Here is a 26,312-nt window from a genome sequence, read left to right on the forward strand (position 1 = left end):
GCGCCGCGCGGATCGGTTATTTCCTTCCGATATAAAAATAGCATTCAATATTATTATTAAACGATATGCATTTGGTTTAATAGTTGACGCCAAGGCGGCCGGATCCGGCGCTATTTTCAGGGAGAAACTATAGTGAGATCCAAAATACGACTGGCTGCGCTGGCGGTGCTGGGCGGCGGCGTCAGCACCGAGGCCGGCGCCACCAACGGCTATTTTATGCACGGCTACGGCATCAAGGCTCAGGGGCAGGCGGGGGTCAGCATCGCTCAGCCGCAGGATGCCCTGGCGGCGGCCAATAACCCGGCCGGCACGGTATGGATCGGCGATCGTCTGGATATCGGCGCGACCCTGTTCGCCCCGGATCGCAGCGCCGAGATCGAAGGGAATGCGGCGGGCGCCAACGGCCGCTACGACGGCAGCGAGAGAAAGTATTTTCTGCTGCCGGAAATCGGCTATAGCAAGCAGCTGAACGATCGCCTGGGCGTCGGCGTCGCCGTGTACGGCAACGGCGGCATGAATACCGACTATAAAGAGAATCCCTACGCCGCCTTTGGCGGCAACGGCAGCGCGGGCGTCAATCTGAGCCAGCTGTTTATTACCCCCGCGCTGGCCTATAAGTTTACCGAACGGCAGTCTTTCGGCGTCGGCCTGAATTTCGTCTATCAGCGCTTCTCCGCCAAGGGATTGAACGCGTTTTCCGGTTTTTCCAGCGATGGCGGCAATTTCAACGATCGCGGCAACGACACCTCCACCGGCTGGGGCCTGCGTCTGGGCTGGCAGGGCCGGTTGACCGACGACCTGACGCTGGGATTGACCTGGTCTTCGAAGATCAAGGCCGGGGAGTTCGACCGCTATGCCGGGCTGTTTGCCGACGGCGGCAGTTTCGATATTCCGGAAAACTACGGCGTCGGGCTGGCGTACAAGGTGACGCCGGCGCTGACGGTGTCCGCCGACGTGCAGGAGATCAAATACGGCAGCGTGCGTTCCATCGCCAATGCGTTCGACGTGCAGTCGGTATTCGCGGGCGATAATTTCGGCTCGAAGAACGGCCCCGGTTTCGGCTGGCGGGATGTGACGGTGTATAAGCTGGCCGTCAGCTATGCGCTGAGTCCGCAACTGACGCTGCGCGGCGGTTTCAGCCACGCCGACCAGCCGGTGCAAAAGAGCCAGACCTTCCTCAATGTTCTTGCCCCGGGGGTGATTCGCAACCACCTGAGCGTCGGCCTGACGTGGGCGCCTTCGCCTGACGGCGAGTTGAGCCTGGCCTATACCCACGGCTTCAAGGAGACCGTCAACGGCAATGGCTCCATTCCGGCGGCCTTTGGCGGCGGTGAAGCCAACGTGAAGATGAGCCAGGATATTCTCGGCATCGCCTACGCCTGGAAGTTCTAGCGGCGGCGGTAAAGCTTAAGCCATCACCCCGCCTGGCTGGCTACCTGGTTCGCGGCGATAAATGCGGCGACATTCATCACGTTTGCCGGGGAACGGCGCTGCGCGATTTGTTCGGCCATGTAGGTCATATAGGGCGCGACGTGTTGGAAAAAGGCCTTGTAGCCGCTGCACAGATAATTTTGCCGCTGGTTGCCGAGAGGGATGATTCGGTGCTTCGGACATCCTCCCTGACATACGAAACGATAGTCGCAGTGCTGGCACTCCGGCGATGACGGCGTTTTCCGGCGGCTGAAATTTTTTTGCTGTTTACCGTAGGCCAGCGTCGATAACGGCGTGGTCATAATGTTGCCCAGACGATGTTCCGGGGTGACGAAATGATCGCAGCTATAAATATCGCCGTTTTGTTCAATGATTAATGCTCTGCCGCAGGTGGGCTGCATTACGCAGAGGCTGGGCGTTTCACCGGCCCATGCCGCCAGTGTGTTATCGAACAGCTGTACGAACACCCGGCCGACATCTTGACGCACCCATTGGTCAAACACGCTAATCATAAACTTGCCGTAGGCGTCCCCGCTCACCGACCAGGGCGTGACGGTTTCACCCTGGACGTTTTGCCGGCATATCAGTTCGCCGAATTGCTGCCCGGCGCCGGCCGCCGCCGCGGGTTCGACGATGGGAATAAACTGCACGTGCGGGCATGCCAGTTCGCGGGTCAGAAAGTGGTATACCTCGCGGGGATATTTGGCGGTCTCGCTGTTTACCACGGCGAGCAAATTGAACTCGACCTCATATTTCCTTAAACGCTCGATACCGTCAATCACGTGCCGGAAAACGGACCGGCCGCTGTTGCTCTTGCGGAAGCGGTCGTGCAATGACCGGGGACCATCCACGGATATCCCCACCAGAAAGCGATTTTCGGCGAGAAAAGCCGCCCATGCGTCATTAAGCAGCACGCCGTTGGTTTGCAGACTGTTATGGATACGTTTGCCCTTGCCATACTGGCTCTGCAAAGCCAGCACCCGGCGGTAAAAGTCCAATCCCGCCAGGGTGGGCTCGCCGCCCTGCCAGGCGAACATAACCTCTTCGGTCGGCCAGTTCTCAATATATTGTTTGATATATTGACGCAACACCGCGTCATCCATATGCCGTTTGGGGGACGGGCTTTGCAGGACATCCTTTCCTTTGGGCAGATAAAAGCAGTACTCGCAGGACAGATTGCACTGAAAGCTGGTCGGTTTGGCCATCAGGTGAAAAGGTTTCTTCATGTTAGCGCCGTTCTGGGGAAAGCGGGCATCTTCCGCCCGCTATCAGCTATCGCTCGGCGCTTTTACCGCGGAGAGCAGGTTCAGAACCTCATCGTAGCTGCCGTTGGCTTCGGCGTCACGCAGGAATCTGGCTGACTCCACAATGACTTCCCGCGGCTCGGGGTCGCGATACAGCAGATCCAGGGTTTCGGTGAGGAAATCGTCCAGCGGCATGGAGCGTTCGCTGTTCTGCTGACCGAACAGCGTGGTGCGCACGCCCGGCGGCGCTATTTCTATTACGCTGACCGCGGTGTCGGCAAGCTGAACGCGCAGGCTCTCGCTGAATGAGTGAACCGCCGCCTTGGTGGCGTTGTAGGTGGGGACGGCCGGTAGCGGGACGAACGCCAGTGCCGAGCTGACGTTGAGGATCGCGGCGTCGTCTTTGCTCACTAACTGCGGCAAAAAGGCATACACCATGCGGATGGTGCCGAGCAGGTTGATGGCGACGGTCTCTTCGGCGATTTGCAGATCGCCGGGATTGCGCAGGTCTTCCCCCAGCATGATACCGGCATTATTGACTAATACGTTCAGCTCAGGATAGCGGGCCGCCACCGTTTCGCCGGCGCGGGTAATCGATGCCGGGTCGGTCACATCAAGTTCGAGCGCTTCAATGCCCGGATGAGCGGCGGCGATCTGGTCGAGCAGCGCCTTACGCCGCCCGGCGACGATCACTTTGTTGCCGGCCTGGTGAAAGCGCAATGCCAGACCAAGCCCGATGCCCGAGGTGCCGCCGGTGATCAGAATCGTATTGCCTGTAGTTTTCATCAAATATTTCCTATAATTGGCTACAATAACCTAAACGGACGATTGTCCGTTTGTCGAAAATCAGCATAGCGGACAGCTGTCCGCTTGACAAGATATCCTTTGCGGAGAGGAAAACCAGTGGCCCAGCAGATGGAGACACCGTTACGTTCAGACGCGCTTCAGAATCGCCAACGCATTCTGGAGGTGGCTGTTGCCGAATTGACGCGTTCGGCGGAGGTGTCGTTAAGCGCCATCGCCCGAAAGGCGGGGGTCGGGCAGGGGACGTTCTACCGTAATTTCCCCAACCGGGAAGCGCTGGTGATGGAGGTCTACCGTTATGAAATGGAGCAGGTCGCCGACTTCGCCGACCGCCTGCTTGAGACCAGCCCGCCGGACCAGGCCCTGCGGGCATGGATGGATCGTCTGGCCCGCTATGCCATGACCAAGGCCGGTCTGGCCGACGCCATCCGCCAGGTGGCGCACGCCCGCGACTGCCCGGGAAAAGCGGGTTATGCGCCGGTGGCCGCGGCGGCCCAGCGTCTGCTCGACGCCAACCAGGAGGCCGGCACCATTCGCCCGGGGATCACCGTGGACGACTTCTTTCTGGCCATCGCCGGTATCTGGCAGATCGATGCCGGCGAGGACTGGCAAAGCCGTCTCACCCGGCTGATGGACCTGGTGATGGACGGACTGCGCGCCGGCGCGCCGGCCGGCGGCTAGTTTCCGCCTTTCAACGGCACCCGTCGGGACCGCAGACCGCGCCCGTCGATCCTTGCTCGCTATGGGACAGCTGCACCTGCCATGCCTGTTCCAGCGCGGCAAGAAACGTCGGGGCCGGCTGCGCGCCGGAGATCGCCTGCCGTCCGTCGATCAGGAAGAACGGCACGCCGCCGCCGCCGCGGGCCTGCACGGCGCGCTGGTCTTCATCAACGGCCGCCGCATAGGCGGTTCCATCAAGCACTGCCGCGCAGGCCTCCCGATCGAGGCCGATATCGGCCATAAGTTGCAGCTGGGTCTGGCGCTCGAATAGCGCGGCGTTCTCGGTGAAACCGGCCCGATAGAGCCGCTCGACGGCCTGCTCCTGCAAACCCTTTTCCGCGGCGAACTTTACCAGGCGATGAATATCGCGCGTATCGCCGACAAACGACGCGGCGAGGTGGTACTCCAGATTTTCGCCGGCCGCTTCATTTTCTACGTGCGCCAACGTGGCGGCCACCCGCTCTGCGGAGCCAAGCCGCTGGACAAGTACCTCCTGCGCGCGTTGCGGCGCGAGGCCGGGCATCAGTCGAAACGCGCGCTGTACCACCTTTACGCGATCGCGCTGGGGAAAGTCGGCCAGCGCGCGCTCGAAGCGGCGTTTGCCGATCCAGCACCAGGGACAGATGATGTCCGACCAGATTTCAACGGTGATAGTCTGGGTCATGGTTATTCCTCGGTTTCCGCCAGCGTCGGATAGTCAATATAGCCGTTTTCGTCTTTTTCCGCGGCGTAAAACGTCGCATAGTCGGGCGCATTGAGCGCGGCACGGAGGCGGAATCTTTCCGTCAGATCCGGGTTGGTCAGGAAAGGCACGCCGTAGGCCACCAGTTCGGCCTCTCCCGCGGCCAGCGCGTTCTCGCCGGACTCGGCATCGTAGCCGCCGTTGACGATCAGCGTGCCGCCAAAGGCTTTACGCAGGTGCGGCGCGATCCGTTCGGCGGAAGCCGGCGCCGCCATTGGGCCGGCGATCGCTTCGCTGACGTGCAGATAGGCGATGCCCAGGGCGTCCAACCGGCCGGCGAGATAGCCGAAGGTCGCCGCCGGGTTGCTATCCGACATGGAGTGCAGCGGCAGGCTCGGCGTAATCTTGTAGCCCACGCGCTGCGCGCCGAATACCTCGACGGCGGCGGCGACGACTTCCAGCGGGAAGCGGGCGCGGTTCTCAATGCTGCCGCCATAGCGGTCGGTGCGGATATTCGAACCGTCGCGCAGGAACTGGTCGAGCAGATAGCCGGTCGCGCCATGAATCTCCACGCCGTCGAAACCGGCGTTTTTGGCGTTGAGCGCCGCCTGACGGTACTGTTCCACAATGGCGGGGATCTCATCCGTTTCCAGCGCCCGCGGCGCCACCATCGGCGTCTTGCCGTTGGGCGTGAAGACTTCGCCCTCGGCCAGCAGCGCGGACGGCGCGACGGGAAGCTCGCCGCCGTGAAAATCGGGGTGGGAAACGCGGCCCACATGCCATAGCTGAGCGAAGATCAGGCCGCCCGCGTCGTGCACCGCGTCGGTAACGCGCCGCCAGCCGGCGACCTGTTCGGGGGAGTGAATGCCCGGCGTGCGGATATAGCCGACGCCCTGCGGACTTATCTGCGTGGCCTCGGAGACGATCAGCCCGGCGGTGGCGCGCTGGGCGTAGTAGGTCGCCGCCAGCGGGTTGGGAACATTATTCTGTACGGCGCGGCTGCGCGTCATCGGCGCCATGACCAGCCGGTTCTTAAGGGTCAGATCGCCGAGACGATAAGGTGAAAACAGCGTGCTGAAATGGGATTGCGACATAGGTAAAGCTCCCTTGAAACGTTAAGAAAGAACGCAAACATCAGTGGAACGGCAGCCCTGGTTGCGGCCGCCGCCTCGGTAAAAATCGCCATAAAGCCGGCCGGGCGCCGGACAGACAAACCTTCCGCCCCCGGCGAATTCAGGGATTAAGCGCGTCTCTGGCCGCCAGCAGGGCGGCGCGGTTGTCGACCAGAAAGTCGTGCAGACTGCGCGGCGGCTCTCCGGTCAGACGTTGCACGGCATCGCCGACCACATCGACGCCGCCCTGGCGCGTATTGATATCGATCGCCGCCAGCAGTTCGACCAGTCCCGCGGGCAATTTGGCCGCCGTCAGCCCATTACGTAAATCCGTGTCGCTGACGGGAATAAGCTCAACGCGGGTATCGAATACGCGGTTGACGACGTCGACGATCTCCGCCGGCGTCAGCGCCTGCGGCCCGGTGACCGCAAGGCGGCTGCTTTCTTCCGTCGCGGAAACCAGCGCCGCGGCGGCGGTTTTCGCCAGATCGTCGCGCCAGACGTGAGCGGTTCGCCCGTCGCCGGCGGCCGAGTACCACTGCCCGGCGGCCAGCACCGGCGGCAGCCACAGAAATACGCTGTCGGCATACCAGCTGGGGCGCAGGATGGTGAACGGAATGCCGCTTTTCTCGATGGCCTGCTCGGTGCCGTAATGGTCGGGTGCAAAAGGAATAGGCGAGCCGGGCTCGGGATTCAGCATCGAGGTGTAGACGATGTGCCGCACCCCGGCTTTGTGCGCGGCATCCACCGCGGCCAGATGCTGGCGCAGGCGGCGGGACGGATCGTCCGGCGTATCCGGCGCCGAGACGATAAGCAGGCGATCGACGCCGGCGAAGGCCGACTCCAGCGTGGCCGGATCGTCGAAGTCCGCCTTACGCACCTCGGCGCCGCGTGCCGCCAGGTCGGCGAGGCCGTCGGGGGTGCGGGTCGCGGCGACGACGTTCGCCGCGCCGCCGTCCAGCAGGTATTCAACCACGCGGCGGCCCAGGTGGCCGCTTGCGCCGGTGACCAGCAGGGGGAGTGGCGTCAATGAGGGCATTGGCTTTTCCTTTTCGAGGTGTATTATTGTTTCCAGGTCTACTTTAGAGACCTGTTATAAGACTGTAAAGGAGGCAGGTTTGACAGACCAGGTAACAAAAAAGGAACCTAGTGCGGCGCAGCGCCCGAAGATAGCCGAGGCTTTTCAGGCGCTGGAGTCATGGGGCGAGCATAAAGTGGAGTGCCCGGTGCGCGACGTGCTGGACCGCATCGGCGACAAGTGGAGCACGCTGCTGATCGTGGCGCTGGCCGCGGGGCCGCGGCGTTTCAACAATCTGCGGCGGCTGGTGCCCGATATTTCCAAGCGCATGCTGACCCAGACATTGCGCGATCTGGAACGGGACGGATTGATAACCCGCCACGTTTTCGCCACCAAACCGCCCAGCGTCGAGTACCGTTTATCCGAGTTGGGGCGGTCGTTGCTCGATCCGCTGGATGTATTGATCGCCTGGGCGGACGAACGCCATGAGGACATTCGCCTGGCGCGCCGGCGGTTCGACGCGCTTGCGTCGCAGCCCGGCGGCGAAGTCTCCGCCGCGGTGGAGTGAATTGTCTGCCCGGACCGGCTCCCTCCAAAAACCGCCTTACAGACGGGGTATCAGTCGTAACAGCTTCTGCGTATAGGGATGCTGCGGATGGTTAAACAGCGTATCCGTCGCCGCGACTTCGCAGAGCTCTCCATGATGCATAACGGCGATGCGATCGCACATCTGCCTCACCACCGGAAGGTCGTGGCTGATAAATAACATGGTCAGCCCGAGTAATTCCTGCAAATCCTTGAGCAGGTTGAGGACCTGTGCCTGGATGGATACGTCGAGCGCCGAGGTCGGCTCGTCGCAGATTAGGAAGCGCGGCCGCGTGGCCAGCGCTCGCGCTATTGAGATACGCTGGCGCTGACCGCCGGAAAACTCATGGGGAAATTTATGCCCCGCCTCCTGCCCGAGTCCGACGAGCTCAAGCAGATCGGCGACCACCGCCGCGCGCTCCCGCGGGGTTGCCGTCAGACCGTAATGGGCGATGGGCTCGGCGATGATGGCGTCGACGCGCATGCGCGGATTGAGCGAAGAGTAGGGATCCTGAAAGATCATCTGGATTGGCTGATCCATACTTCTGCGGCGGGCGCGGCCTTCGGCGCCGTCCAGGGCGATGCCGTCATAGGATAATGTTCCGTCCGACGCCTGGTAAAGGCCGGCCAGAATACGCGCCACCGTCGATTTTCCGCTGCCGGATTCGCCGACCAGTCCCAGTATCTCTCCCTCTTTCACCTCAAGGTCAAGGTCGCGCACGGCGTCGAAATAACGCCGCCGCCCGGGGAAGATAGAGCGCCGCGTCAGGAAGCGCATTCCTATCCCTTTCATTGCCACCAGCGGCCGGGCGCGTTCATCCGCCGCGCGCGGCGGCGGCGTGCCGCTTTGTCCGAGCCAGTGGGTGCGCGCGTCGAAACGCGGCGCGGGTTGCTGCGAGCCTTCGATAAAATCGACCCGCGGAAAGCGGGCGAATTTCACATCGGCGCTCGGCACCGCGCCGAGCAGGCTGCGGGTATAGCGGTGAAGCGGCGCGCGGACAATCTGAGCGGTTTCTCCGCATTCCACGATATGGCCGCGATACATGACGGCGACCCTGGCGGCGGTTTCGGCAATCACCCCCATGTCGTGGGTGATAAGCAGCACCCCGACGCCGCGCTCGACCGCCAGTTTTTTAATCAGCGCGAGGATCTGCGCCTGGACGGAAACATCAAGGGCGCTGGTCGGTTCGTCGGCAATGATAAGGTCGGGATTGCTGCAGAGTACCAGGGCAATCACCACGCGCTGGCGCATGCCGCCGGAAAACTGGTGCGGATATTGGTTCAGCCGCCGCGGCGCATCGCTAATGCCCACCTGTTCCAGCAGCGCGGCCGCATCGCGCCGCGCCTGGCGGCGTCCGACCCGGCGGTGGGTACGGATGGTTTCCGTCAGCTGCTGCCCGATGGTATAGAGCGGATTGAGACTGGTCAGCGGGTCCTGAAAGATCATCGAGATGCGCCTGCCGCGCACGGCGCGCATCGCGCCGGCGTCGAGATTGTCGATGCGCCGGCCTTCGAGTTCGATCGTTCCGGCCGAGATCCGGCCCGGGGCATCAAGCAAGCCCATAATGGCGCTGCCGATAGTGGACTTGCCCGCGCCCGACTCCCCGACCAGGCCGAGGATTTCGCCGTGGCGGATATCCAGATCGATGTCCTCCACCGCGGTGAAGGTATTTTGCCGTCCGGGATACTCGACCTTCAGCCCCCTGATGGCGAGCAGCGGCGTTTTTCTGGCCGTAGTTTGCATGGAAAAGCGTGCTCCTGCGTTTATCTCAGTTTCGGATCCAGCGCATCGCGCAGCCGGTCGCCGAGAAGGTTGACGGACATCACCAGCAGTGCCAGCACCAGACCGGGGAACATCACGATCCAACGCTCGCCGGAGAAAAGGAAACTATTACCGATGCGGATCAGCGTGCCAAGCGAGGGTTCGGTGGCTGGCATGCCGACGCCGAGGAAGCTGAGCGTCGCCTCGCCGAGAATGGCGCTCCCCAGGTTAATCGTGGCGATAACCAGAACCGGTCCGAGCACGTTCGGCATGATGTGTTTGAACAAAATCGCCCCGGCCGGCCGGCCGATGATGCGCACCGCCTGTACGTATTCCCGATTCTTCTCGACCATGGTCGAGGCGCGGACGGTACGCGCCACCTGCGGCCAGATGGACAGGGCTAGCGACAGGATGATAACAAAGAGCGCGAGGCTGTCGTGCTCTTCGCGCGGCAACAGGCCGCGGGTGATGCCGTCCGCCAGCAGGGCGACCAGAATGGCGGGAAAGGTCATCTGAATGTCGACGACGCGCATGATGACGGCGTCCGTGAAGCCGCCGGCATAGCCGGCGATCAGGCCGAGCGTGACGCCGATAATGGCGGCGATGCCAACCGCGATGAAACCGACGGCGATCGATGTGCGCGTGCCGTAGAGGATGGCCGACAGCAGATCTCTGCCCTGATCGTCGGTGCCGAGCGGGAAACGCCACTCTCCGTCCTGATGCCAGACTGGCGGCAGGAGCGAGTCCATCAGATCGATGGTTTGCGGGTCGAACGGATCGTGGGGGGCGATAAACGGCGCCAGAAGCGAGCATACCATCAGCAGGGCGGCGATGAGCGCCGCGCAAACGATAAGGGGCGATGAGGTGAACTGATACAGCAGGCCGCTCCCGAACGTATTAGCCCGTCGTTTGTTCGTCATGTTAATTTCTCCGCAGGATATTGTCGCTACGCAGGCGCGGATCAACCAGGTAGTAAAGCAGGTCGACGATAAAGTTGATAATGACGAAGATCGCCGCGACCAGCATCAGGTAGGCGGACATCAGGGGAATATCCGCCGTCGAGATGGCCTGCAGGAACAGAATGCCGATGCCGGGCCATTGGAACACGCTTTCCGTGATGATGCCGAAGGCGATAATGGAGCCCAACTGCAGGCCGGCGATGGTCATCACCGGCACCAGTGTGTTCTTCAGCGCATGGACGAAATGGATCGAGCGATTGCTGAGGCCGCGGGCGCGGGCGAACCTGATATAGTCGGCGCGCATCACTTCGAGCATTTCGGCGCGGATAAGCCGCATGATGAAGGTGAGCTGGAACAGGCCGAGCGTGAAGGCGGGCATCAGGATGGACTGCCAGCCCGAGCGGGTGAGAAGACCGGTCGACCAGCCGTTGAGGCTAACCACGTCTCCCCGTCCGAAGGTCGGCAGCCAGCCGAGTTCGACGCCGAAGACGAGGATCAGGATAATGCCGATGAAGAAGGTCGGCAGGGAGATCCCGGCCAACGAAACGATCATCAAGAGCTGGGTCAGCCGGCTTCTCGGGTGTAGCCCTGCATAGACGCCCATCGGCACGCCGATCAGCACGGCCAGCAGCAACGCGAAGAAGCTTAATTCCAGCGTCGCCGGCAGCCGTTCGGCGAGTAATGACGCGACAGGCTGCCCCATCTGCCAGGAGAGACCGAAATCGCCGTGCAGCATTCGCGCGACGAAACCGGCGAACTGTACGGGAAGCGGATCGTTAAGGCCGAGCTGGGCGCGAAGCTGCGCGCGCTCGGCAAGCGAGGTATCCTGGCCCACCATCTGCGCCACCGGATCGCCGATATAGCGGAACATCACAAAGGCGATCATCGCGACGGCCAGCATAACGATGCTTGCCTGAGCCAGCCGGCGCAGCAGAAAACTGAACATGGGTCGCCCTCATTTGCGCGGCAAAGTCGGCGGGCCGTGCCGCCGGTCTCGCCGCGGATGACAATTACCGGTTAACCCGCACGTAGCGCCAGTCGAAGATGTCGTCCGGACGCTGCTTCAGCTCGATGCCGTCGCGAACGCCCCAGGCGATCCACTGCTGGTGGAGCGGAATATAGGCGATATCGTCGGTGGTAATCCGCCATGCCGCCTTAATTAGCGCATTCCGTTCGGCCCGATCCGTTTCGGACAATATCTGGTTGGCGAGCTTATCGACCTCGGGATTGCAGTAGCCGCCATAGTTGGACTTGCCGTTGCTGACCTTCTCGCGTTGCTCCTCTCCCCAGGCCGCCGCGTCCGGCGAGACGCGCGGGCACATATGCAGCGAGTTGATCGGCGCCCAGCTGTCGAAGCTGGGCGGCGTCGAGCCGATAAGGCCGACGCTGAAGTCGAGCTTCGGCGCGAAGACCTTCTCGAAGAATTTTGTTTTGGTCTGGGCGTTGAGCTTGACCTTGACGCCGACTTTGGACCACATATTGGCGACGGCGACGCAGATGGCTTCGTCATTGACGTAGCGGTCGTTCGGGCAATCGAGGCCCAGTTCGAAACCGTCCGGATAGCCCGCCTGCGCAAGCAGCTCCCTGGCCTGCGTTGCATCGTAGTCGAGGCGCTTGAAGTCCGGGCTGAAGCCGTTGATGCCGGGGGCGATCATCAGCGCCGAAGGGGTGGACATGCCGCGCATCACTTTCTTGTTGATCGTTTCGATGTCGATGGCGCGGTACAGCGCTTCGCGCACGCGGCGGTCCTTGAGCGGATTTTTGCCTTTGACGTTGGAATAGAGCAGTTCGTCGCGGAATTGATCCAGAAACAGGTAAATGGTGCGCAGCTCGGGACCGACAAGCATATGCGTGCCGGCGGTCCGTTCGACGCGCTCGATATCCTGAACGGGAACCGGGAAAATAACGTCCAACTGGCCGGACAGCAGGGCCGCAACGCGCGTCGAGGCGTTGGGGATCGGGGTGAAGACGACCTCGGTGATATTGCCGGGACGCGACGCATTGCCCCACCAGTCGGGATTGGCCTTAAGCGTGGCGCGGATACCCGGCTCGCGCGAGTCGAGCCGGAAGGGACCGGTGCCGTTTTCATGCCGGGTCGCATGGTTTTCCTCGCCGCCGCCCGACTTGTCAGGCGCGCCGATGTTGTTCTTCGCGGCCCAGCTTTTGGACATCATATACCAGTTGCCCCACTGGTAATGGAGGGTCGGATTCGGCGTTGTGGTGACGAAGTCGACCGTGTAATCGTCGACTTTGATAACCCTGGTATCGGGAGCCAGCCTGTTCTTGAAATCCGAAGCGCCGGAACGGACGCGTTCGGCGGAATAGAGCACGTCATCGGCGGTAAAGGGGCTGCCGTCATGAAACTTCACGCCCTGGCGCAGGTGGAAACGCCAGCGTAGCGGCTCGACCATTTCCCAGCTCTCCGCCAGCGCCGGCTCGATAGAGAGGTCCGGCGCCCGCCTAATCAGTCCTTCATAGACATTGCCGAGAAACCCGGTGGTGAATGTTTCGTCGATGGCGTAAGGATCCATCGATGTGATGTCGCCCTGCGAAGCGAACCGCAGCCTCTCCGCGCCGGCATGGAATGTGGCGGCGCACAGGAGAACGGCGGTGATATTGAGTAAAAGCTTGTTGCGCACGTCAAATATCCCCCTTTTATTGTTCTGCCGATAAGCGCGAATCGCCCCGCGGTGAGCGGGCCGACCTGCTGGAAATCGAGGCTTAATAATTTGGGATAACTCGCCCGTGCGTCAATGAACTTATGTAGCATTAGATATCAAAATTGGTTATTTGTTATGAAATTTACAATATTGTACAAGTAATGGCGGAGGAGGACGGCATGGCAATCAAGAATAAACTCACTGAGGGCGGGCGGAAGCTGACATCGGCCGAGAGCAGGGTGGTGCGTACGCTGCTGGCGAATTATCCTTCGGCGGGGCTTTCGAGCGTCGCCGGGTTCGCGCAGCGCGCCGGCGTTAGTGTGCCGACCGTTCTCCGCTTCGTGGCCAAGCTCGGCTTCAACGGCTATACCGCCTTTCAGGACGCGCTGATCGACGAGGTGAGCGAGAAGCTCAATTCGCCGTTATCCATGTTCGATACGCAAAGCGTTGCCGCGCCGGGGGCGGGGGGATATGCCGATTTTATGCGCAATCTTGCTGTGGCTCTGCAACAGGCGGCGGACGATTTTCGCGAGGATGAGTTCGAAGCGGTGCTCGATCTGCTCGGTGACGAGCGTGCGACGGTCTACTGCATCGGGGGGCGCTCCAGCTCTACGCTTGCCCTGCGCCTGTCTTTGCTGCTCGGTCAGGTGCGGCCCGGCGTCTTCTTTATCGAAAATGAGTCGACGCGGCTGTTTGACCGGGTGACGGATTTCACTAGCCAGGTGACCCTGGTGGCGTTTGATTACCGGCGCTATCAGGCCGATATCGTGGAATTCGCCCGTCTCGCCAAAGAGGCGCGGGCGCGTATCGTTCTTTTCACCGATCGCTGGCTTTCGCCGATCGGCAATTTCGCCGACCAGGTTCTGGTTTCTCCGGTTGAAAGTCTTTCGGCCTTCGATTCCCGCGTGGCGGCCTTCGCCCAATGCGAGGCGATTATCGCCGCCCTGAGCAAACGCCATCCCGATCGGGTGCGCGACCGCCTCGCCTCAATCGAGACGCTGCGCAGCAAGGGCGGCAGGCAAATCCACCGGGTCGAATATAACCCTAAGGACGTTCAGACTGATGCTGATTCAGCGTAATCTTTATGAGCAAACCTCGCCCGCCGCGCCGGAAACGGCGCCTTTAGCCGGCGAGCACGAGGCGGATTTCGTCGTTATCGGCGCGGGCTATACCGGCCTGACGGCGGCTATCCATGCGGCCGGGCAGGGCACGAAGACCCTGGTGCTTGAGGCGGAGGAGGCGGGGTTCGGCGGTTCCGGCCGCAATCACGGCCATTGTGTGCCGGTGTTTGGCTTCACCGATCCTCCGGGGTTTATCGAGAAACTGGGGCGGGAACGCGGCGAGCGCTATGCCAGCCTGCTGGTGAATTCGGGCAAGAAGGTTTTTTCGCTGATAGAGAGATACGGCATCGATTGCGAGGCGGCGCGGACCGGCGCGCTCCAGTTGGCTCACCGCCCAGCGGCGATGGAGCGCTTGAAGCGACAGCACGATTTCTATGCTGAGCTGGGCGTCAAACCGCAGCTCCTCGATCGCCAACAGGTTACGGCGATGACCGGGTCGGACGCCTATTACGGCGGCTGGATGCACCCGGATGGCGGCCATCTCAATCCGCTGGCCCTGGCGCGCGGACTGGCGCGCGCGGCCATGCTGGAGGGCGCGGAGATTTACACCCGATCCCCGGCGCTTGCCATCGCGCGGGAAGCCGGCGTTTGGCGCGTGACCTGTCCGGGAGGAAGCGTCCGTGCGAAGCGGATCGGCATCGCCACCAATGCCTATACGGCGCGCCTTTTTCCGCCGCTCGGGCGTTCCTATTTCACCATGTCGGCCTATGCGCTGGCGAGCGAGCCGCTCGATCCGGCGCTGCGCCAATACCTTCTTCCCGGCAACCAGAGCGTCGGCGATACGCGGCCGGACGTGCGCTATCTGCGTTTCGACAGCCAGAATCGGCTGATTGTCGGCGGGCTTATCGAAACCATCCGCGGGCGCAATATCGCATGGAGCGCCAATTTTATGCGCCGCCGTTTCTGCGAGATCTTTCCGGCGCTGCACCAGGAACTGCGATGGAGCGCGTTCTGGTCGGGCAAACTGGCGATCAATCTGGACCGGCAACCGCATCTCTATAACCCGGCGCCGGGGCTGTATGCGCTGGTCGGCTATTCCGGGCGCGGAGTGCCGCTGGCCACCGCGCTGGGCGAAGTGCTGGGAGAAGCCGGCTGCGGCGCGGCGGCAAAGGAGCTGCCGATGGCGATTTCCACGCTCAGGCCGCTGCTCGCCGCGCCGCTGCTGTCCGCCGTCGTGCCGCGTCTGCGCGGTCCGATTAATCGTATTCATTCCCTGTGGGGATAACTATCCCTCTGACGTGAGGCCGAATCATGAAAACGACGGATTTCTACATTAATGGAAAATGGGTGGCGCCGGCGGCCGGCGTTCCTTGCGACATCGTGAACCCGGCGAGCGAGCGGCCGTGCGCCGCGATCAGCCTGGGGAACGCCGAGGATGTCGACCAGGCCGTTCGCGCCGCCCGCCGCGCCTTCGCCGGCTGGAGTGAAACGCCGCACGATCGGCGGATCGCCGCGTTGCAGCGTTTGCAAAAGATTTACGACCGGCGTTTTGAGGAGATGGCCCAGGCGATTTCCAGCGAAATGGGCGCGCCCATCAGCTTTGCCCGACGGGCGCAGGCGGAGGCGGGGCGCAGCCAGATCAACAATTTTCTCATCGCGGCGCGCGATTATCTTTTTGAGCGGCCGATGCATCCGGACGGTTCCGGCGACTATATCCTGCGCGAGCCAATCGGCGTGTGCGGCCTGATCACCCCATGGAACTGGCCGATTAACCAGATCTGCCTCAAGGTGTTGCCCGCGCTCGCCGTCGGCTGCACCGTTATTCTGAAGCCTTCCGAAGCGGCGCCGCTGTCGGCGCTGCTCTTTGCCGAGATGATCGACGAAGTCGGCTTCCCCGCCGGCGTCTTCAATCTGCTCAACGGCAGCGGTCAGACCGTAGGAACGGCGCTGGCCGCGCATGCGGATGTCGATATGATCAGTATTACCGGCTCCACCCTGGCGGGCATATCGGCGATGCGTACCGCGGCGCAGACCGTCAAACGCGTAACGCTCGAACTCGGCGGCAAGGCGCCTAATATCGTCTTTGCCGATGCCGACCTGGAAGACGCCGTTATCCGCGGCGCCAACGCCTGCTTCTCCAATAGCGGCCAGTCCTGCAACGCCCCTACACGCATGCTGGTGGAAAAACGGGTTTACCAGCAAGCGGTGGCCATCGCCGCTCGGGTAGCGGCCGAAACGCTGGTGGACGAGCCGGCGAAAGAGGGCGGACATATCGGTCCGGTGGTCTCCCAGCGGCAATATGACCGTATCCAGGCGTACATTGCGGCGGGGATCGCGGAAGGCGCCCGGCTCGTCGCGGGCGGCCCCGGTCGTCCCGCCGGGTTGGAGCGCGGCTACTATGTGCGGCCCACGGTTTTTGCCGACGTCGACAACGGCATGCGTATCGCCCGCGAGGAGATCTTTGGGCCGGTGCTGTGCCTGATCCCCTTCGACTCCGAGGAAGAGGCGGTGGCGATCGCCAATGACACGCCCTACGGCCTCAACGCGCAGGTTCAGACCGCGAACCGCGAGCGGGCCCGACGCGTTGCCCGCCGGCTGCGCGCCGGCATGGTACAGCTCAATGGCGCGCCACGGGCCTCCGGCACTCCTTTTGGCGGCTATAAACAGTCCGGCAACGGCCGTGAGGGCGGCGTCTGGGGACTGGAGGAATATCTTGAAATAAAATCGGTGAGCGGTTGGTGACGCGAACGGGAATAACGTTCAGACCGCTGACCGAATTCGGCTCCATTCCCGTCTTTAGCCGCAAGCCAGGGCGGGCCGGCGCCGTCTTTAGCCGACCGCTTTATTCCAGCGGCACGAATTGCAGGCTGGACAGCGGCTGCACCTTCTCTTCGCGCACCATCTTGTAATCGGTATCCGGCCCAATCCAGCGGTTCCAGATTTGATCGATTTCTCCGGAATCGTCCATGGTTTTAAGGCTGCCATTGACCTTTGCCAGCAGCGCCGGCTCGCCCAGTTTTAAACCGACGGCTACCGGCTCCAGCGCCATCGGCTCTTTGACGATGGCCAGATCGATCCCGTCTTTTTTCGCCTGCATAACCAGCTTGGTGGCGGTCATATTGTTGGTGACGAAACCGACGGACTTATTCTGTTGCAGGGCCAGATAGGCGGATGCGGTGTCCTGAAAGGTGACCGGCCTGGCGTCCGCCATACGGATGGACTGCTCCGACGTCGAGCCTTTGGTGGCGCTGATGCGTTTGCCTTTAAAGTCCGCCGGGGTTTTTTCCGCGTTGGGGCTTTTTACCACCAGCACCTCTTTGGCGATGTAGTAGGGATCGCTGAACTGAATTTGCGTCGCGCGCGTTTTGGTATACGCCAGATTGGCGATCAGCACGTCGACCCGGCCGGTGGTGAGGACGGCGATGCGGGCTTCGACGGAGACCGGCATCAGGTTGAGCTTCAGCCCCATCTGCTTGGCCAGCGCGCCGCACAGATCCACATCCATGCCCACCAACTGACGGGTTTGCGGATCGGGTGCGGAAAAGGGCGGCACGTCGGAGTAAACCCCGCAGTTCAGCGTGCCGCGGGTTTGAATATCCGCCAGGCTATCGGCGCGCGACGGCAGGGCGGCCAACATCAAGGGTACTGCCAGCATGACCACACTCAGTTTATTGACGTTTTTCATAGCATATTGCTCCGGTAGCTAAAACAGGCGGTAGAGTTAGTGTTGACGCAGGTCGGCCAGAAAACGCTGCGCCCGGGGGTGTTGCGGCCGGGTAAAGAATTGTTCCGGCGGCGCTTTTTCCAGTATTTTGCCGGCATCCATAAACCAGACGGTGTCGGCGACTTCGCGGGCGAAGTGCATTTCATGGGTGACGCACATCATCGTCATGCCGTCTTGCGCCAGATCGCGCATCACGCTCAACACTTCGCCGACCATTTCCGGGTCCAGCGCGCTGGTAGGCTCGTCAAACAGCATCACCGGCGGCTTCATCGCCAGGGCCCTGGCGATGGCCACGCGCTGCTGCTGGCCGCCGGAGAGATGGGCCGGATAGGCGTCGGCTTTATGCTCAAGACCGACGCGCTCCAGCAGTTCCAGCGCCTGCTTGCGTACCTCCGCGCGCTTCAGCCCCAGCACTTTTACCGGCGACAGCATGATGTTCTCCAGCACCGTAATATGCGGAAACAGGTTGAAGCTCTGGAACACGAAGCCGATGCGGGTACGCAGCTGGTTAAGGCGCGTACTGGAGCCGTGGATATCGTGGCCGTCGAACAGGATCTGGCCTTCTTCGATAGGCTCCAGGCGGTTAACGGTGCGAATAAGGGTTGATTTTCCCGAGCCGGACGGCCCGCAAACCACCACCACTTCGCCGCTGTTTATTTCCGCGCTCAGGTCCGTCAATGCCTGATAGTCGCCGTACCATTTATTGACCCGGTTAAACATAATCATCGGAATCATGCGGATACTCCTCTCGAATTAAGATTTTGCGGCCGACAGGGCGGCTTTTGCCGCTCCGGTTGGCGACGGCCCCAGACGTTTGCGGGCAATACGCTGTTCCAGACGATTCGCCAGCAGAGTCAGGCTGTAGCAAATCACGTAGTAGCTGAGCGCGACGATGGCGAACACCTCAAACGGCTTGGTAAGCAGTTGGTTATTGACCTGGTTGGCGGCGAACGTCAGTTCCTGGACGTTGATGACGTACCCCAGGGTACTGTTTTTGATAATCGACACCAGCTGGCTGAGCAGGCTGGGCAGCATGTTGTACAGCGCCTGGGGCAGAAGAATCAGGCGCAAGGCCTTGAGGTAGCTCATGCCCATGGCGCGGGACGCTTCATACTGGCCGGAAGGCAGCGCCTGAATGCCGGCGCGTACGATTTCGGCGATGTAGGCGCTTTCATATACCACCAGGGTGCACAGCATGGTGGTAAACCCGTCTATGTTGCGCCCCAGCAGCAGAGGAACGCAAAAATAGGTCCAAAACACCACCATCACCAGCGGAACGCCGCGCAGTACGTACACCCATACGGTGGCGGGATAGCGCAGCCAGCGGAACGGGGAGATACGCGCCACGCCCAGCACGACGCCGATCGGCAAGGCGAACAGCATCGCCAGCAGCGACAGCAGCAGGGTGCAGACAATGCCGCCCAAAGGTCCGTTGGGATATTGGCCGACCAGGAATAGCATCCAGTTTTGCTGAACGATCGAGAAAAAATCGAGCATGGCGTTACCTCGCTAAGGCGCGTTGATAGCGCTGGGCCAGCACCGCCCCGACGCCCATCAGCAGCAGGGAGCATGCCAGGTAGGCAAGGGAAGAGAGCAGGTACGCCTCAAAAGTACGGAAGGTGTAGTTTTCAATTTCACGGGTGACGTAGGTCAGTTCCGCCACGCCAATCACCATCGCCAGACTGGTGTTCTTAAACAGCAATACCGTGTGGTTGATAAGCGCCGGCAGCGCATTGCGCACGCCCTGCGGCAGGATCACCAGCTGCATGGCGCGCAGATAGCCCATCCCCAGCGCGCGCGAGGCTTCGGTTTGACCGGCGGGAATGGCGCGCAATCCGCTGCGGATGTCCTCGGAGAAATAGGCCGCCTGGCACAGTCCCAGGGCGATAAGCGAAAAGATGAACTCGGTATTGAAATCGCTCAGCCAGATCTGCAACGACTCGGGCAACAGGGTCGGAATGGCGAAATACCACATCATCAGCTGGACCAGCGTCGGCACATTGCGGTGATAAGAGACGTAGGCGGCCACAAATGCCGTCGCCAACCGTTTGTTCGCCAGGCGCAGCACCACCAGCGCCATCGCCAGCGCCATTGCCAGCAGCCAGGAGCCCAGGGCCAGTTGCAGCGTCAGCTTTATGCCCTGTATCAGCATCTCGGCGTATTGCCCGTGCAGGATGACGCCAAAATCAAGCGTGTTATTCATCGCCGTTCCCTCTCCATTCGCTACCGCGCCCCATCAGCAGGCCGCATCGTCCGGGCGCATCGTCGACAGCCCGCCGGGCACCTGTAAGGTCGGGGTCAGTTCAATGTGTCCGATATTGACGGCGACGGGGGCGGCGATGCTGAAGGCGATCGCATCGGCGACATCCCTGGCCTGCGGCAGTTCAAAACCGTCGATAAAGCGTTTACGCGCCTCCTCGGCGTCGCCCAGCACGTTGCCGAAGATGTCGGTGGCCACCCGGCCGGGACAAATTTCGGTGACGCGCACCCGTTTGCCGTAGACGTCGATGCGCAGCTGGCGCGACAGCATGTGCACCGCGGCTTTGGTGGCGTGGTAAATGGTATTGCCGTTGAAGTTATACACGCCGGCGATGGAGGAGATATTGATGACGTGGCCGCGATCGCGTTCGACCATGCCGGGCACCAGCAGGCGGGTTAAATGCAGCACGGCGCGCAGGTTGACGTCCACCTGGCTATCGATGTTGTCCGCTGCGGAATCCAGCAGGGAACCCGAATGGGAAACGCCGGCGTTATTGACCAGAATATCAATTTCCAGCCCCGCGCACAGCCGGGTCAGGGCGGCGGTGTCGGTGATATCCAGCGCGTGCGGAATGCAACCGGTGCGTTCCGCCAGCGCCGCCAGCTGTTCCCGACGTCTGGCGACCGCGTGCACCCTGATGCCTTCGCGGCACAAACGTTCGACAATGGCCTCGCCCAGGCCGGCGGATGCGCCGGTGACCAATGCGGTTTTATAATCTGAAAATGGCATAGCGTGAACTCCCCTGACGTTAACAACCGTTTGCCCGGAGGCAATACGCATAAATGGACTGTAACCAGTAATCGATAGGGCGGATAAGACATAAAGCTTTTGTGGCAATAGGGCTGTCTTATAGTTTCCCCGCGGTAAAAGCTAATGGCGCGAAATCGGTACGATTTTTATCCCCAGCGCCTCTATGTCGCGGCGCAGTTGCCGCGCCAGCGCCAGGGCGCCTGCGGTATCGCCGTGCAGCAGGATAGAGGTGACGGACATGGGCAGGATGTCGCCCTCAATACTTTCCACCGTTCCCTGCGTCAGCAGGCGGATAACCCGTTGGCTAACCTGCGCCACCTCGTGGATCACCGCTCCGGGCAGGCCGCGCCGGACCAGCATGCCGTGGCGGTCGTAGGCGCGATCGGCCAGAAAGGTGGTGGCAACCTTAAAGCCCAGCCGGCGGGCGCTGCGCTCAACGGCGTTGCCGGCGGTGGTGCTGATAATCAGGCCGGCGTCGAAGGCTTTCACCGCCTGCAGCAGCGGCTCGGCAAGCTGCGGATCTTCGGCGGCCATATTGCCCAGCGCGCCGTGAAAGCTCATATGGGTCATGGGGTAATGGGCCGCGCGGGCGAAGCCCGCCAACGCCCCCAGTTGATAGGTGACGTAGTGCGCCAGCGTATCCGTATCAATCTGCATGCGGCGGCGGCCGAAACCGAGCAAATCGGGGAAACCGACGTGCGCGCCCAGATCAACCTGATGCGCCTTGGCCAGGCGAACGCTGTCGGCCATGATGGCGGCGTCGCCGGCGTGAAAGCCGCAGGCCACGTTGGCGGAGGAGATTAACGGCATCAGGGCGCGGTCGTCCGCTATGGTGTAATCGCCAAATCCTTCGCCAAGATCGGCGTTCAGATCGATGATGGTCATCGTGTGCTCCTTTATGGTTCCTGAGACAGGGTCATGAGTTCTGTGCCGTACTCCACAACGCAGCCGTCGGCGACGCAGAGCTGCCTCACCGTCCCGCCGGCGCTGCTGCGCACCGGCAGCAGCAGGTGGCCGACGCCGAGCAGCGCGACCAGCTCGCCGGCGGCGACGGTCGCCCCCGGTTCGGCGATGACCCGCCCGTTAAGCGGATGGCTAAACCAGACGATACCCGGCCTGGGCGCGGCGATCGTGGTGCAAGCGGGCTGCGGCGCCGCCGTTGGCGCGACCTCGGCCGGTCGGGACGCGTCGCAGCGCATGCGTACCCGGCAGCGGCCGTCGACGATTTCAATATCGCGCAGCCCGGACTGATTCATCTTGCTGGCGATCTGGCGTAGTTCAGCAATGGCTAACATCTCGTCACCTCGGTAAATGGGGGATTAATCCGCGTAGCGGCGGTGGCAGTCGATCTGCTCGATCGCTTTTTGCAGATAGGCCTGCTGTTGCCGTTCCGCCTCTCGCGCCTGCTGATGGTCGACCTGAAGAAAGCGTATCCGGCCGCCGACGGGAATTTGCCCCAGCAGCCACATATCGGCGTCAATCACCGTGCCGAATTTGGGATAACCGCCGCTGGGCTGCGCGTCGCGCATTTGAACGATCGGCAGGCCGTTGTGGGGCACCTGGATCACGCCGGGAATAATGCCGTGCGAGCGCATCTCCAGCGGGACTTTCGCCACCAGCGGCTCCCCCGCCAAACGATAGCCGTAGCGATTGCTCTGCGGGGTGATACGCCATGCCTGACGCCAAAACGCCTGACGCGACGCGTCGCTGAACGCGCCGTATTCCGCGGCGGGCAGCACGCGGATCGTCGGCTCCGGCGTATCCGCCACCCCCAGCGCCAGCCACGGCGGGACGATGCCGAAATCCACCGGTCCGCGCTGTTGCGGGGCCGCGGCGCCGAGCCGGTCGCCGTTTTGCAGGCCGCGCCCCTTGAAACCGCCGAATTCGCCGCGTAGCTGCGTGCTGCGCGAACCCAGCACTTCCGGCACGTCGACGCCGCCGGGCAGATGCAGATAGGCGCGGGCGGTATGGCTCGATGCGTGCAGCGTCAGGCGCTGCCCTTTGCGCGCCTGCGCGCTCCACCAGAAAGGGAGCGCCGAGTCGTCCAGCATCACCTGGCCGTCATGGCCGGTGACGGCAAAACGGCAGTCGTCGGTAAAGCGCGCCTGGAAGGGGAACAGCGGAATTTCAATCGCCGCGGCGTTGGCGTCGTTGCCCAGCAGGGCGTTGCCCAACCGCAGGGCCAGAGGATCCATCGCCCCCGCGGCGCCGACGCCGTAGTGCAGGCTGCCGCTGCGCCCCAGATCCTGCACGCTGCTGAGCGGGGTGGTTTTTTCAATCACAATCATGCGCGCACCCTCACGGCTTTAAAGGCGATATTGTCGCCGGGCGACAGGGCGACCGGCGGCTGTGCGTAAGCGTCGAAGAAGGTGAAGTCCGTATGGCCGATGGTGTTCCAGCCGCTGGGGCCCGCCGAGGCGGAAACGCCGGTTTGCAGCCCGCCGATGGACACGGCTCCGCCGGGAATGCTCAGCAACGGCGTCTGGCGCCGCGGCGTGGCGATGGTCGGGTCCATATTGCCGAGATAGCAGTAACCGGGGTGGCTGCCGAGGGCATAGACCGGGTACAGCGGGGCGCAATGGCGGGCGACCACGTCGCTGACGCTCAGCCCGGCGTGCTCGGCGACGTCTTGCAGATGCGGGCCGAATTCCCCCCCGTACGCCACCGGCAGTTCGATGGTTTTTCCCTGCAAGACTTTGCGCTCGTACCGCAGCCACTGAGTGAGAAGCCGGGTAAACAGCGATTCAGGCTCCGCCGGCGAGTGGCGCAGCACCAGCATCAGATTATTCATGCCGGGAACGGACTCCGCGACCTCCGGCAGATCGTCGGCGTAGTCGGCCAGCGCCCAGATGCGCTGCTGGTTTTCCAGCCCTAAAGGGCCCGGCGCTTCAAATAACAGCGTCCTTGTCCCCAATAAGCTCAATTGCGGGTTATCCCACCGTTGTGCGAGATCCATCGTTAACCTCTTACGGCCCTGATAGCGGATGCAGGGCTTTTGCTGAGTGATAGCGGCACTGTAACGTGCCGTTTAACGCTCCACTAAGAGGGTTTCCTTGTGTGGTAATAAGGGAGACTTATTATTCATCGCTAGGCCAGGGCCAGCGGGCGATTATCGGGCGTACGCTGCGCCATCAGCGACAACAGTATGTTTTTCACCGCCTGCGCCGGCTGGGAAAGCGGCAGATGATCGGACGCGCAGAATGACAGCGGCGCCTGAATATCCGGGTTGATGATTTTCGCCATCCAGGCTCCGGCCGGCGCCAGCAGGGCGCGCGCGGCGGATTCCGGCAGCACGGTGGCGCCATGGCCGCTGGCCACCGCCGCCGTCAGGGTGGTGGCGGACTCGATTTCGCACACCACCCGCCCCACCAGGCCGCGCGAAGCAAAGGCCTCATTGACGATTTTGCGCATAAAATTGTAGGACTGGGGCAGAAACAGATCCTGTTTCGCCACCTGTTCCAGTTCGATGGTATGGCCGGCGGGGATTTCCGGGCCGCTGCTGACCAGATAGAGATCTTCTTTCATCAGCGGGATAAACGACAGACCGTGGATATCGCGGTTGCCGTACAGCACCGCCATATCCATACGCCCGCTCATAATCAGTTCGCTCAGCGTGGTGCCGAAGTTTTCGTTGTAATAAAGCAGGATGCCGGGGTGCTGTTGCCTGACCGCCTCAAACAGCGGCAGGGCCAGATTGGTCGCCGCCGTACCGGGCGCCAGCCCCACGGACACCGTGCCGGAGAGCTGCAATGCGGAGCCGTCGATGGCGTTTTGCGCCCGCTCGCACTGACGCAGGATCGCCTGGGCGTGGGTATACAGGATCTTGCCGGCATCGGTGGGCGTGACGCCGCGCTTGGTGCGGATCAGCAACTGCTGCTTCACTTCGCTTTCCAGCGTGGCGAGCTGCTGGCTTAACGCCGGCTGGGCAATATGCAGAATGTCAGCAGCCTGAGTTAAACTGCCGATATCGACAATTTTTACAAAATACTTGAGTCGCCTGAGATTCATGGTGATCGCCCTCGTTATAAAAGACCTTATCCACGCTCAAGCAATCCTTAAGCCAATGTTTGTCACTTCGCAGTCTGTTTTTATTTAACTTATTGTAAATAAAAGGTTATTAATTATTTTCGTCAGCCGGATAAACGGCCGGGCAGCGCCGGCCGACTCTCCTCGTGCACGGTGATGATGCATTTATGCTATCGCTGAGGCCTATCCATAAGCCAACGCGATTGAACCAGAACAAACTCCTCTTGGCGTGGCGGCGAGCCTCTCCATTACCGTATTTTCCATCCATACGGCATCAGGAGCTCGCTATGAGTGCAATCCACATCGCTTCACGCATTACCCGCATAAAAACCTCGCCCAGCAGTACCGCGGCCGATCGCGCCAACGCGTTGCGCCGCGCGGGCAAATCCATCGTCAACCTGGTGACCGGCGAGTCGGATTTCGATACGCCGGAGGTTATCCGCCAGGCGGCCTGCGCGGCGATAGAGCGGGGAGAGACGCGCTATACCCAGAATAACGGCACGCCGGCGCTGCGCCAGGCGATTGCCGACAAGTTCCGGCGGGAAAACCGGCTGCATTTCGCGCCGGACGATATTATCGTCACCTGCGGCGCCAAGAGCGCGATTTTCAACGCGCTGGCCGCGACGCTGGAGCCGGGCGACAAGGTATTGATTCCGGCGCCGTTCTGGGTCTCTTATCCCGATATGGTACTGGCCTGCGACGGCGAACCGCTGATCGTCCCCTGCCAGGAAGAACACGGCTTTAAGCTGACGGCGGAGCAACTGCGCGCCGCCATTACGCCCGACTGCCGCTGGCTGTTGCTGAATTCGCCCAGCAATCCCAGCGGCGCGAGCTATTCCGAGGCCGAGCTGCGGGCGCTGGCGGACGTGTTACTGGATCACCCCACGCTGGCGATCATGACCGATGATATTTACGAGCACATCCGTTTCGACCGCGCCGCGCCCACCCATCTGCTGGCGGTGGAGCCCGCACTGGCCGACCGCACGCTGGTGGTCAACGGCGTGTCGAAAACCTATGCCATGACGGGCTGGCGCATCGGCTACGCCGCGGGACCTCAGGCGCTGATTAGCGCCATGGGAACGCTGCAATCCCAGTCGACCAGCAACGCCTGTTCCGTCAGCCAGGCGGCGGCGCTGGCGGCGCTGGCCAGCGGCAGCGAATTTATTGAGCGCAGCCGGGAAATCTATCGCCAGCGGCGCGACCGGATGGCGGCGGCCGTCAATGATATCCCCGGTCTGAGCTGCCGGTTGCCGGACGGCGCTTTTTATCTCTATGTCAACTGCGCGGGCATTCTGGGACGTCGGACGCCGCAGGGCGAAACCCTGACCAGCGACAACGACGTCGTGCTCTACCTGCTGGAGAGCGAAGGGGTGGCCGTGGTGGCCGGTGCGGCGTACGGCATTTCACCGTACTTCCGCCTGTCCATCGCCACGGATATCGACACGCTGCTTGAAGGCGCCAAACGTATGGCGCGCGCCATCGCGCAGCTGCGGTGAACCAGGCGACGGAAACCA

At 62.0% G+C, this 26,312-nt stretch carries 26 protein-coding genes; 7 read left to right on the top strand and 19 right to left on the bottom strand.

Translation table 11 applies throughout. The annotated features are described in order from the left end of the window. Positions 1-132 precede the first annotated feature (132 nt). Positions 133-1,392, top strand: a complete 1,260-nt coding sequence (locus tag MFP24_RS05990) for an OmpP1/FadL family transporter (RefSeq protein WP_249229665.1) — start codon at positions 133-135, stop codon at positions 1,390-1,392. 23 nt (positions 1,393-1,415) lie between these two features. On the opposite strand, the gene MFP24_RS05995 is transcribed toward MFP24_RS05990, so the two are convergent. After that, the gene (locus MFP24_RS05995; RefSeq protein ID WP_249229666.1) at positions 1,416-2,657 is read right to left on the bottom strand and encodes an anaerobic sulfatase maturase; all 1,242 of its coding nucleotides are present in this window, start codon (positions 2,655-2,657) and stop codon (positions 1,416-1,418) included. A 42-nt stretch (positions 2,658-2,699) separates the two neighbouring features. After that, positions 2,700-3,461 (bottom strand): SDR family oxidoreductase, encoded by a 762-nt coding sequence (locus MFP24_RS06000; RefSeq protein WP_249229667.1) that lies wholly within the window; start codon positions 3,459-3,461, stop codon positions 2,700-2,702. Positions 3,462-3,578: 117 nt separating this feature from the next. On the opposite strand from MFP24_RS06000, the gene MFP24_RS06005 reads away from it, so the two are divergent. Further along, positions 3,579-4,160 carry a TetR/AcrR family transcriptional regulator gene (locus MFP24_RS06005; RefSeq protein ID WP_318011322.1) on the top strand — a complete coding sequence of 194 codons (582 nt, stop codon included), beginning with the start codon at positions 3,579-3,581 and terminating at the stop codon, positions 4,158-4,160. Positions 4,161-4,170: 10 nt separating this feature from the next. Here the strand turns inward: MFP24_RS06005 and MFP24_RS06010 are convergent, their stop codons facing one another. The 3 genes from MFP24_RS06010 to MFP24_RS06020 all read right to left on the bottom strand — a co-directional run bounded on the left by MFP24_RS06010 (position 4,171) and on the right by MFP24_RS06020 (position 7,032). Next, the gene (locus MFP24_RS06010; RefSeq protein WP_249229668.1) at positions 4,171-4,863 is read right to left on the bottom strand and encodes a DsbA family oxidoreductase; all 693 of its coding nucleotides are present in this window, start codon (positions 4,861-4,863) and stop codon (positions 4,171-4,173) included. A gap of 2 nt (positions 4,864-4,865) precedes the next feature. Next, the gene (locus tag MFP24_RS06015) at positions 4,866-5,975 is read right to left on the bottom strand and encodes an alkene reductase (protein WP_249229669.1); all 1,110 of its coding nucleotides are present in this window, start codon (positions 5,973-5,975) and stop codon (positions 4,866-4,868) included. 139 nt (positions 5,976-6,114) lie between these two features. After that, the gene (locus MFP24_RS06020; protein WP_249229670.1) at positions 6,115-7,032 is read right to left on the bottom strand and encodes an SDR family oxidoreductase; all 918 of its coding nucleotides are present in this window, start codon (positions 7,030-7,032) and stop codon (positions 6,115-6,117) included. Between the two features lie 79 nt (positions 7,033-7,111). Here MFP24_RS06020 and MFP24_RS06025 point away from each other — a divergent pair, with 79 nt between their 5' ends. After that, positions 7,112-7,579: a winged helix-turn-helix transcriptional regulator gene (locus MFP24_RS06025; protein ID WP_318011323.1), complete on the top strand. Its 468-nt coding sequence runs from the start codon at positions 7,112-7,114 to the stop codon at positions 7,577-7,579. A 36-nt stretch (positions 7,580-7,615) separates the two neighbouring features. Here MFP24_RS06025 and MFP24_RS06030 read toward each other — a convergent pair whose 3' ends face one another. From MFP24_RS06030 to MFP24_RS06045, 4 genes are all read right to left on the bottom strand, one after another. Continuing rightward, positions 7,616-9,340: a dipeptide ABC transporter ATP-binding protein gene (locus MFP24_RS06030; RefSeq protein ID WP_249229671.1), complete on the bottom strand. Its 1,725-nt coding sequence runs from the start codon at positions 9,338-9,340 to the stop codon at positions 7,616-7,618. A 20-nt stretch (positions 9,341-9,360) separates the two neighbouring features. Beyond that, complete coding sequence (locus tag MFP24_RS06035) at positions 9,361-10,278, bottom strand: ABC transporter permease (RefSeq protein WP_249229672.1); 918 nt, start codon at positions 10,276-10,278, stop codon at positions 9,361-9,363. Between the two features lies 1 nt (position 10,279). Continuing rightward, entirely contained in the window at positions 10,280-11,263 is a 984-nt protein-coding gene (locus MFP24_RS06040; protein WP_249229673.1) for an ABC transporter permease, read from the bottom strand. A 64-nt stretch (positions 11,264-11,327) separates the two neighbouring features. Beyond that, entirely contained in the window at positions 11,328-12,956 is a 1,629-nt protein-coding gene (locus MFP24_RS06045) for an ABC transporter substrate-binding protein (protein WP_249229674.1), read from the bottom strand. 200 nt (positions 12,957-13,156) lie between these two features. On the opposite strand from MFP24_RS06045, the gene MFP24_RS06050 reads away from it, so the two are divergent. The 3 genes from MFP24_RS06050 to MFP24_RS06060 are packed head-to-tail and all read left to right on the top strand — an operon-like array spanning position 13,157 to position 16,780. Beyond that, positions 13,157-14,056 carry a MurR/RpiR family transcriptional regulator gene (locus tag MFP24_RS06050; protein WP_249229675.1) on the top strand — a complete coding sequence of 300 codons (900 nt, stop codon included), beginning with the start codon at positions 13,157-13,159 and terminating at the stop codon, positions 14,054-14,056. Then, entirely contained in the window at positions 14,040-15,323 is a 1,284-nt protein-coding gene (locus MFP24_RS06055) for an NAD(P)/FAD-dependent oxidoreductase (protein WP_249229676.1), read from the top strand. Before MFP24_RS06050 ends, MFP24_RS06055 begins: the two co-directional genes overlap by 17 nt. 26 nt (positions 15,324-15,349) lie before the next feature. Continuing rightward, positions 15,350-16,780, top strand: a complete 1,431-nt coding sequence (locus tag MFP24_RS06060) for an aldehyde dehydrogenase family protein (RefSeq protein ID WP_249229677.1) — start codon at positions 15,350-15,352, stop codon at positions 16,778-16,780. A gap of 100 nt (positions 16,781-16,880) precedes the next feature. Here the strand turns inward: MFP24_RS06060 and MFP24_RS06065 are convergent, their stop codons facing one another. The 10 genes from MFP24_RS06065 to nac form a co-directional block, all read right to left on the bottom strand. After that, on the bottom strand, positions 16,881-17,723 hold the full coding sequence (locus MFP24_RS06065; RefSeq protein ID WP_407061976.1) for an ABC transporter substrate-binding protein: 843 nt from the start codon (positions 17,721-17,723) through the stop codon (positions 16,881-16,883). Between the two features lie 36 nt (positions 17,724-17,759). Further along, complete coding sequence (locus MFP24_RS06070; protein WP_283163645.1) at positions 17,760-18,497, bottom strand: amino acid ABC transporter ATP-binding protein; 738 nt, start codon at positions 18,495-18,497, stop codon at positions 17,760-17,762. Positions 18,498-18,515: 18 nt separating this feature from the next. Beyond that, positions 18,516-19,259, bottom strand: a complete 744-nt coding sequence (locus MFP24_RS06075; RefSeq protein ID WP_249229678.1) for an amino acid ABC transporter permease — start codon at positions 19,257-19,259, stop codon at positions 18,516-18,518. 4 nt (positions 19,260-19,263) lie between these two features. After that, positions 19,264-19,965, bottom strand: a complete 702-nt coding sequence (locus MFP24_RS06080; RefSeq protein ID WP_249229679.1) for an amino acid ABC transporter permease — start codon at positions 19,963-19,965, stop codon at positions 19,264-19,266. Between the two features lie 33 nt (positions 19,966-19,998). Further along, positions 19,999-20,751: an SDR family oxidoreductase gene (locus tag MFP24_RS06085; protein ID WP_249229680.1), complete on the bottom strand. Its 753-nt coding sequence runs from the start codon at positions 20,749-20,751 to the stop codon at positions 19,999-20,001. A gap of 141 nt (positions 20,752-20,892) precedes the next feature. Then, positions 20,893-21,657: a LamB/YcsF family protein gene (locus MFP24_RS06090; RefSeq protein WP_249229681.1), complete on the bottom strand. Its 765-nt coding sequence runs from the start codon at positions 21,655-21,657 to the stop codon at positions 20,893-20,895. A gap of 11 nt (positions 21,658-21,668) precedes the next feature. Next, entirely contained in the window at positions 21,669-22,067 is a 399-nt protein-coding gene (locus MFP24_RS06095) for an acetyl-CoA carboxylase biotin carboxyl carrier protein (RefSeq protein ID WP_249229682.1), read from the bottom strand. A 24-nt stretch (positions 22,068-22,091) separates the two neighbouring features. Beyond that, positions 22,092-23,060, bottom strand: a complete 969-nt coding sequence (locus tag MFP24_RS06100) for a 5-oxoprolinase subunit C family protein (protein WP_249229683.1) — start codon at positions 23,058-23,060, stop codon at positions 22,092-22,094. Further along, positions 23,057-23,728, bottom strand: coding sequence for a 5-oxoprolinase subunit PxpB (pxpB, locus tag MFP24_RS06105; RefSeq protein ID WP_249229684.1), 672 nt, complete (start codon positions 23,726-23,728; stop codon positions 23,057-23,059). Before pxpB ends, MFP24_RS06100 begins: the two co-directional genes overlap by 4 nt. 131 nt (positions 23,729-23,859) lie before the next feature. Further along, positions 23,860-24,780, bottom strand: coding sequence for a nitrogen assimilation transcriptional regulator NAC (gene nac, locus MFP24_RS06110; RefSeq protein ID WP_136167409.1), 921 nt, complete (start codon positions 24,778-24,780; stop codon positions 23,860-23,862). 305 nt (positions 24,781-25,085) lie between these two features. On the opposite strand from nac, the gene MFP24_RS06115 reads away from it, so the two are divergent. Then, positions 25,086-26,294, top strand: coding sequence for an aspartate transaminase (locus MFP24_RS06115; RefSeq protein ID WP_249229685.1), 1,209 nt, complete (start codon positions 25,086-25,088; stop codon positions 26,292-26,294). Positions 26,295-26,312 lie beyond the last annotated feature (18 nt).

This window comes from Brenneria tiliae (assembly GCF_023347575.1).
In the GTDB taxonomy this organism is placed as follows: Bacteria; Pseudomonadota; Gammaproteobacteria; order Enterobacterales; family Enterobacteriaceae; genus Brenneria; species Brenneria corticis.

Bases quoted from the DNA above. Each gene is read 5' to 3' on its own strand.
- MFP24_RS06085 (WP_249229680.1), bottom strand. From the start codon at position 20,751: ATGCCATTTTCAGATTATAAAACCGCATTGGTCACCGGCGCATCCGCC.
- MFP24_RS06035 (WP_249229672.1), bottom strand. From the start codon at position 10,278: ATGACGAACAAACGACGGGCTAATACGTTCGGGAGCGGCCTGCTGTAT.
- MFP24_RS06090 (WP_249229681.1), bottom strand. From the start codon at position 21,657: ATGACCATCATCGATCTGAACGCCGATCTTGGCGAAGGATTTGGCGAT.
- MFP24_RS06065 (WP_407061976.1), bottom strand. From the start codon at position 17,723: ATGAAAAACGTCAATAAACTGAGTGTGGTCATGCTGGCAGTACCCTTG.
- MFP24_RS05995 (WP_249229666.1), bottom strand. From the start codon at position 2,657: ATGAAGAAACCTTTTCACCTGATGGCCAAACCGACCAGCTTTCAGTGC.
- MFP24_RS06080 (WP_249229679.1), bottom strand. From the start codon at position 19,965: ATGAATAACACGCTTGATTTTGGCGTCATCCTGCACGGGCAATACGCC.
- MFP24_RS06055 (WP_249229676.1), top strand. From the start codon at position 14,040: ATGCTGATTCAGCGTAATCTTTATGAGCAAACCTCGCCCGCCGCGCCG.
- MFP24_RS06040 (WP_249229673.1), bottom strand. From the start codon at position 11,263: ATGTTCAGTTTTCTGCTGCGCCGGCTGGCTCAGGCAAGCATCGTTATG.
- MFP24_RS06000 (WP_249229667.1), bottom strand. From the start codon at position 3,461: ATGAAAACTACAGGCAATACGATTCTGATCACCGGCGGCACCTCGGGC.
- MFP24_RS06095 (WP_249229682.1), bottom strand. From the start codon at position 22,067: ATGTTAGCCATTGCTGAACTACGCCAGATCGCCAGCAAGATGAATCAG.
- MFP24_RS06010 (WP_249229668.1), bottom strand. From the start codon at position 4,863: ATGACCCAGACTATCACCGTTGAAATCTGGTCGGACATCATCTGTCCC.
- MFP24_RS06060 (WP_249229677.1), top strand. From the start codon at position 15,350: ATGAAAACGACGGATTTCTACATTAATGGAAAATGGGTGGCGCCGGCG.
- MFP24_RS06100 (WP_249229683.1), bottom strand. From the start codon at position 23,060: ATGATTGTGATTGAAAAAACCACCCCGCTCAGCAGCGTGCAGGATCTG.
- MFP24_RS06070 (WP_283163645.1), bottom strand. From the start codon at position 18,497: ATGATTCCGATGATTATGTTTAACCGGGTCAATAAATGGTACGGCGAC.
- MFP24_RS06020 (WP_249229670.1), bottom strand. From the start codon at position 7,032: ATGCCCTCATTGACGCCACTCCCCCTGCTGGTCACCGGCGCAAGCGGC.
- MFP24_RS06075 (WP_249229678.1), bottom strand. From the start codon at position 19,259: ATGCTCGATTTTTTCTCGATCGTTCAGCAAAACTGGATGCTATTCCTG.
- MFP24_RS06030 (WP_249229671.1), bottom strand. From the start codon at position 9,340: ATGCAAACTACGGCCAGAAAAACGCCGCTGCTCGCCATCAGGGGGCTG.
- MFP24_RS06015 (WP_249229669.1), bottom strand. From the start codon at position 5,975: ATGTCGCAATCCCATTTCAGCACGCTGTTTTCACCTTATCGTCTCGGC.
- nac (WP_136167409.1), bottom strand. From the start codon at position 24,780: ATGAATCTCAGGCGACTCAAGTATTTTGTAAAAATTGTCGATATCGGC.
- MFP24_RS06050 (WP_249229675.1), top strand. From the start codon at position 13,157: ATGGCAATCAAGAATAAACTCACTGAGGGCGGGCGGAAGCTGACATCG.
- pxpB (WP_249229684.1), bottom strand. From the start codon at position 23,728: ATGGATCTCGCACAACGGTGGGATAACCCGCAATTGAGCTTATTGGGG.
- MFP24_RS06115 (WP_249229685.1), top strand. From the start codon at position 25,086: ATGAGTGCAATCCACATCGCTTCACGCATTACCCGCATAAAAACCTCG.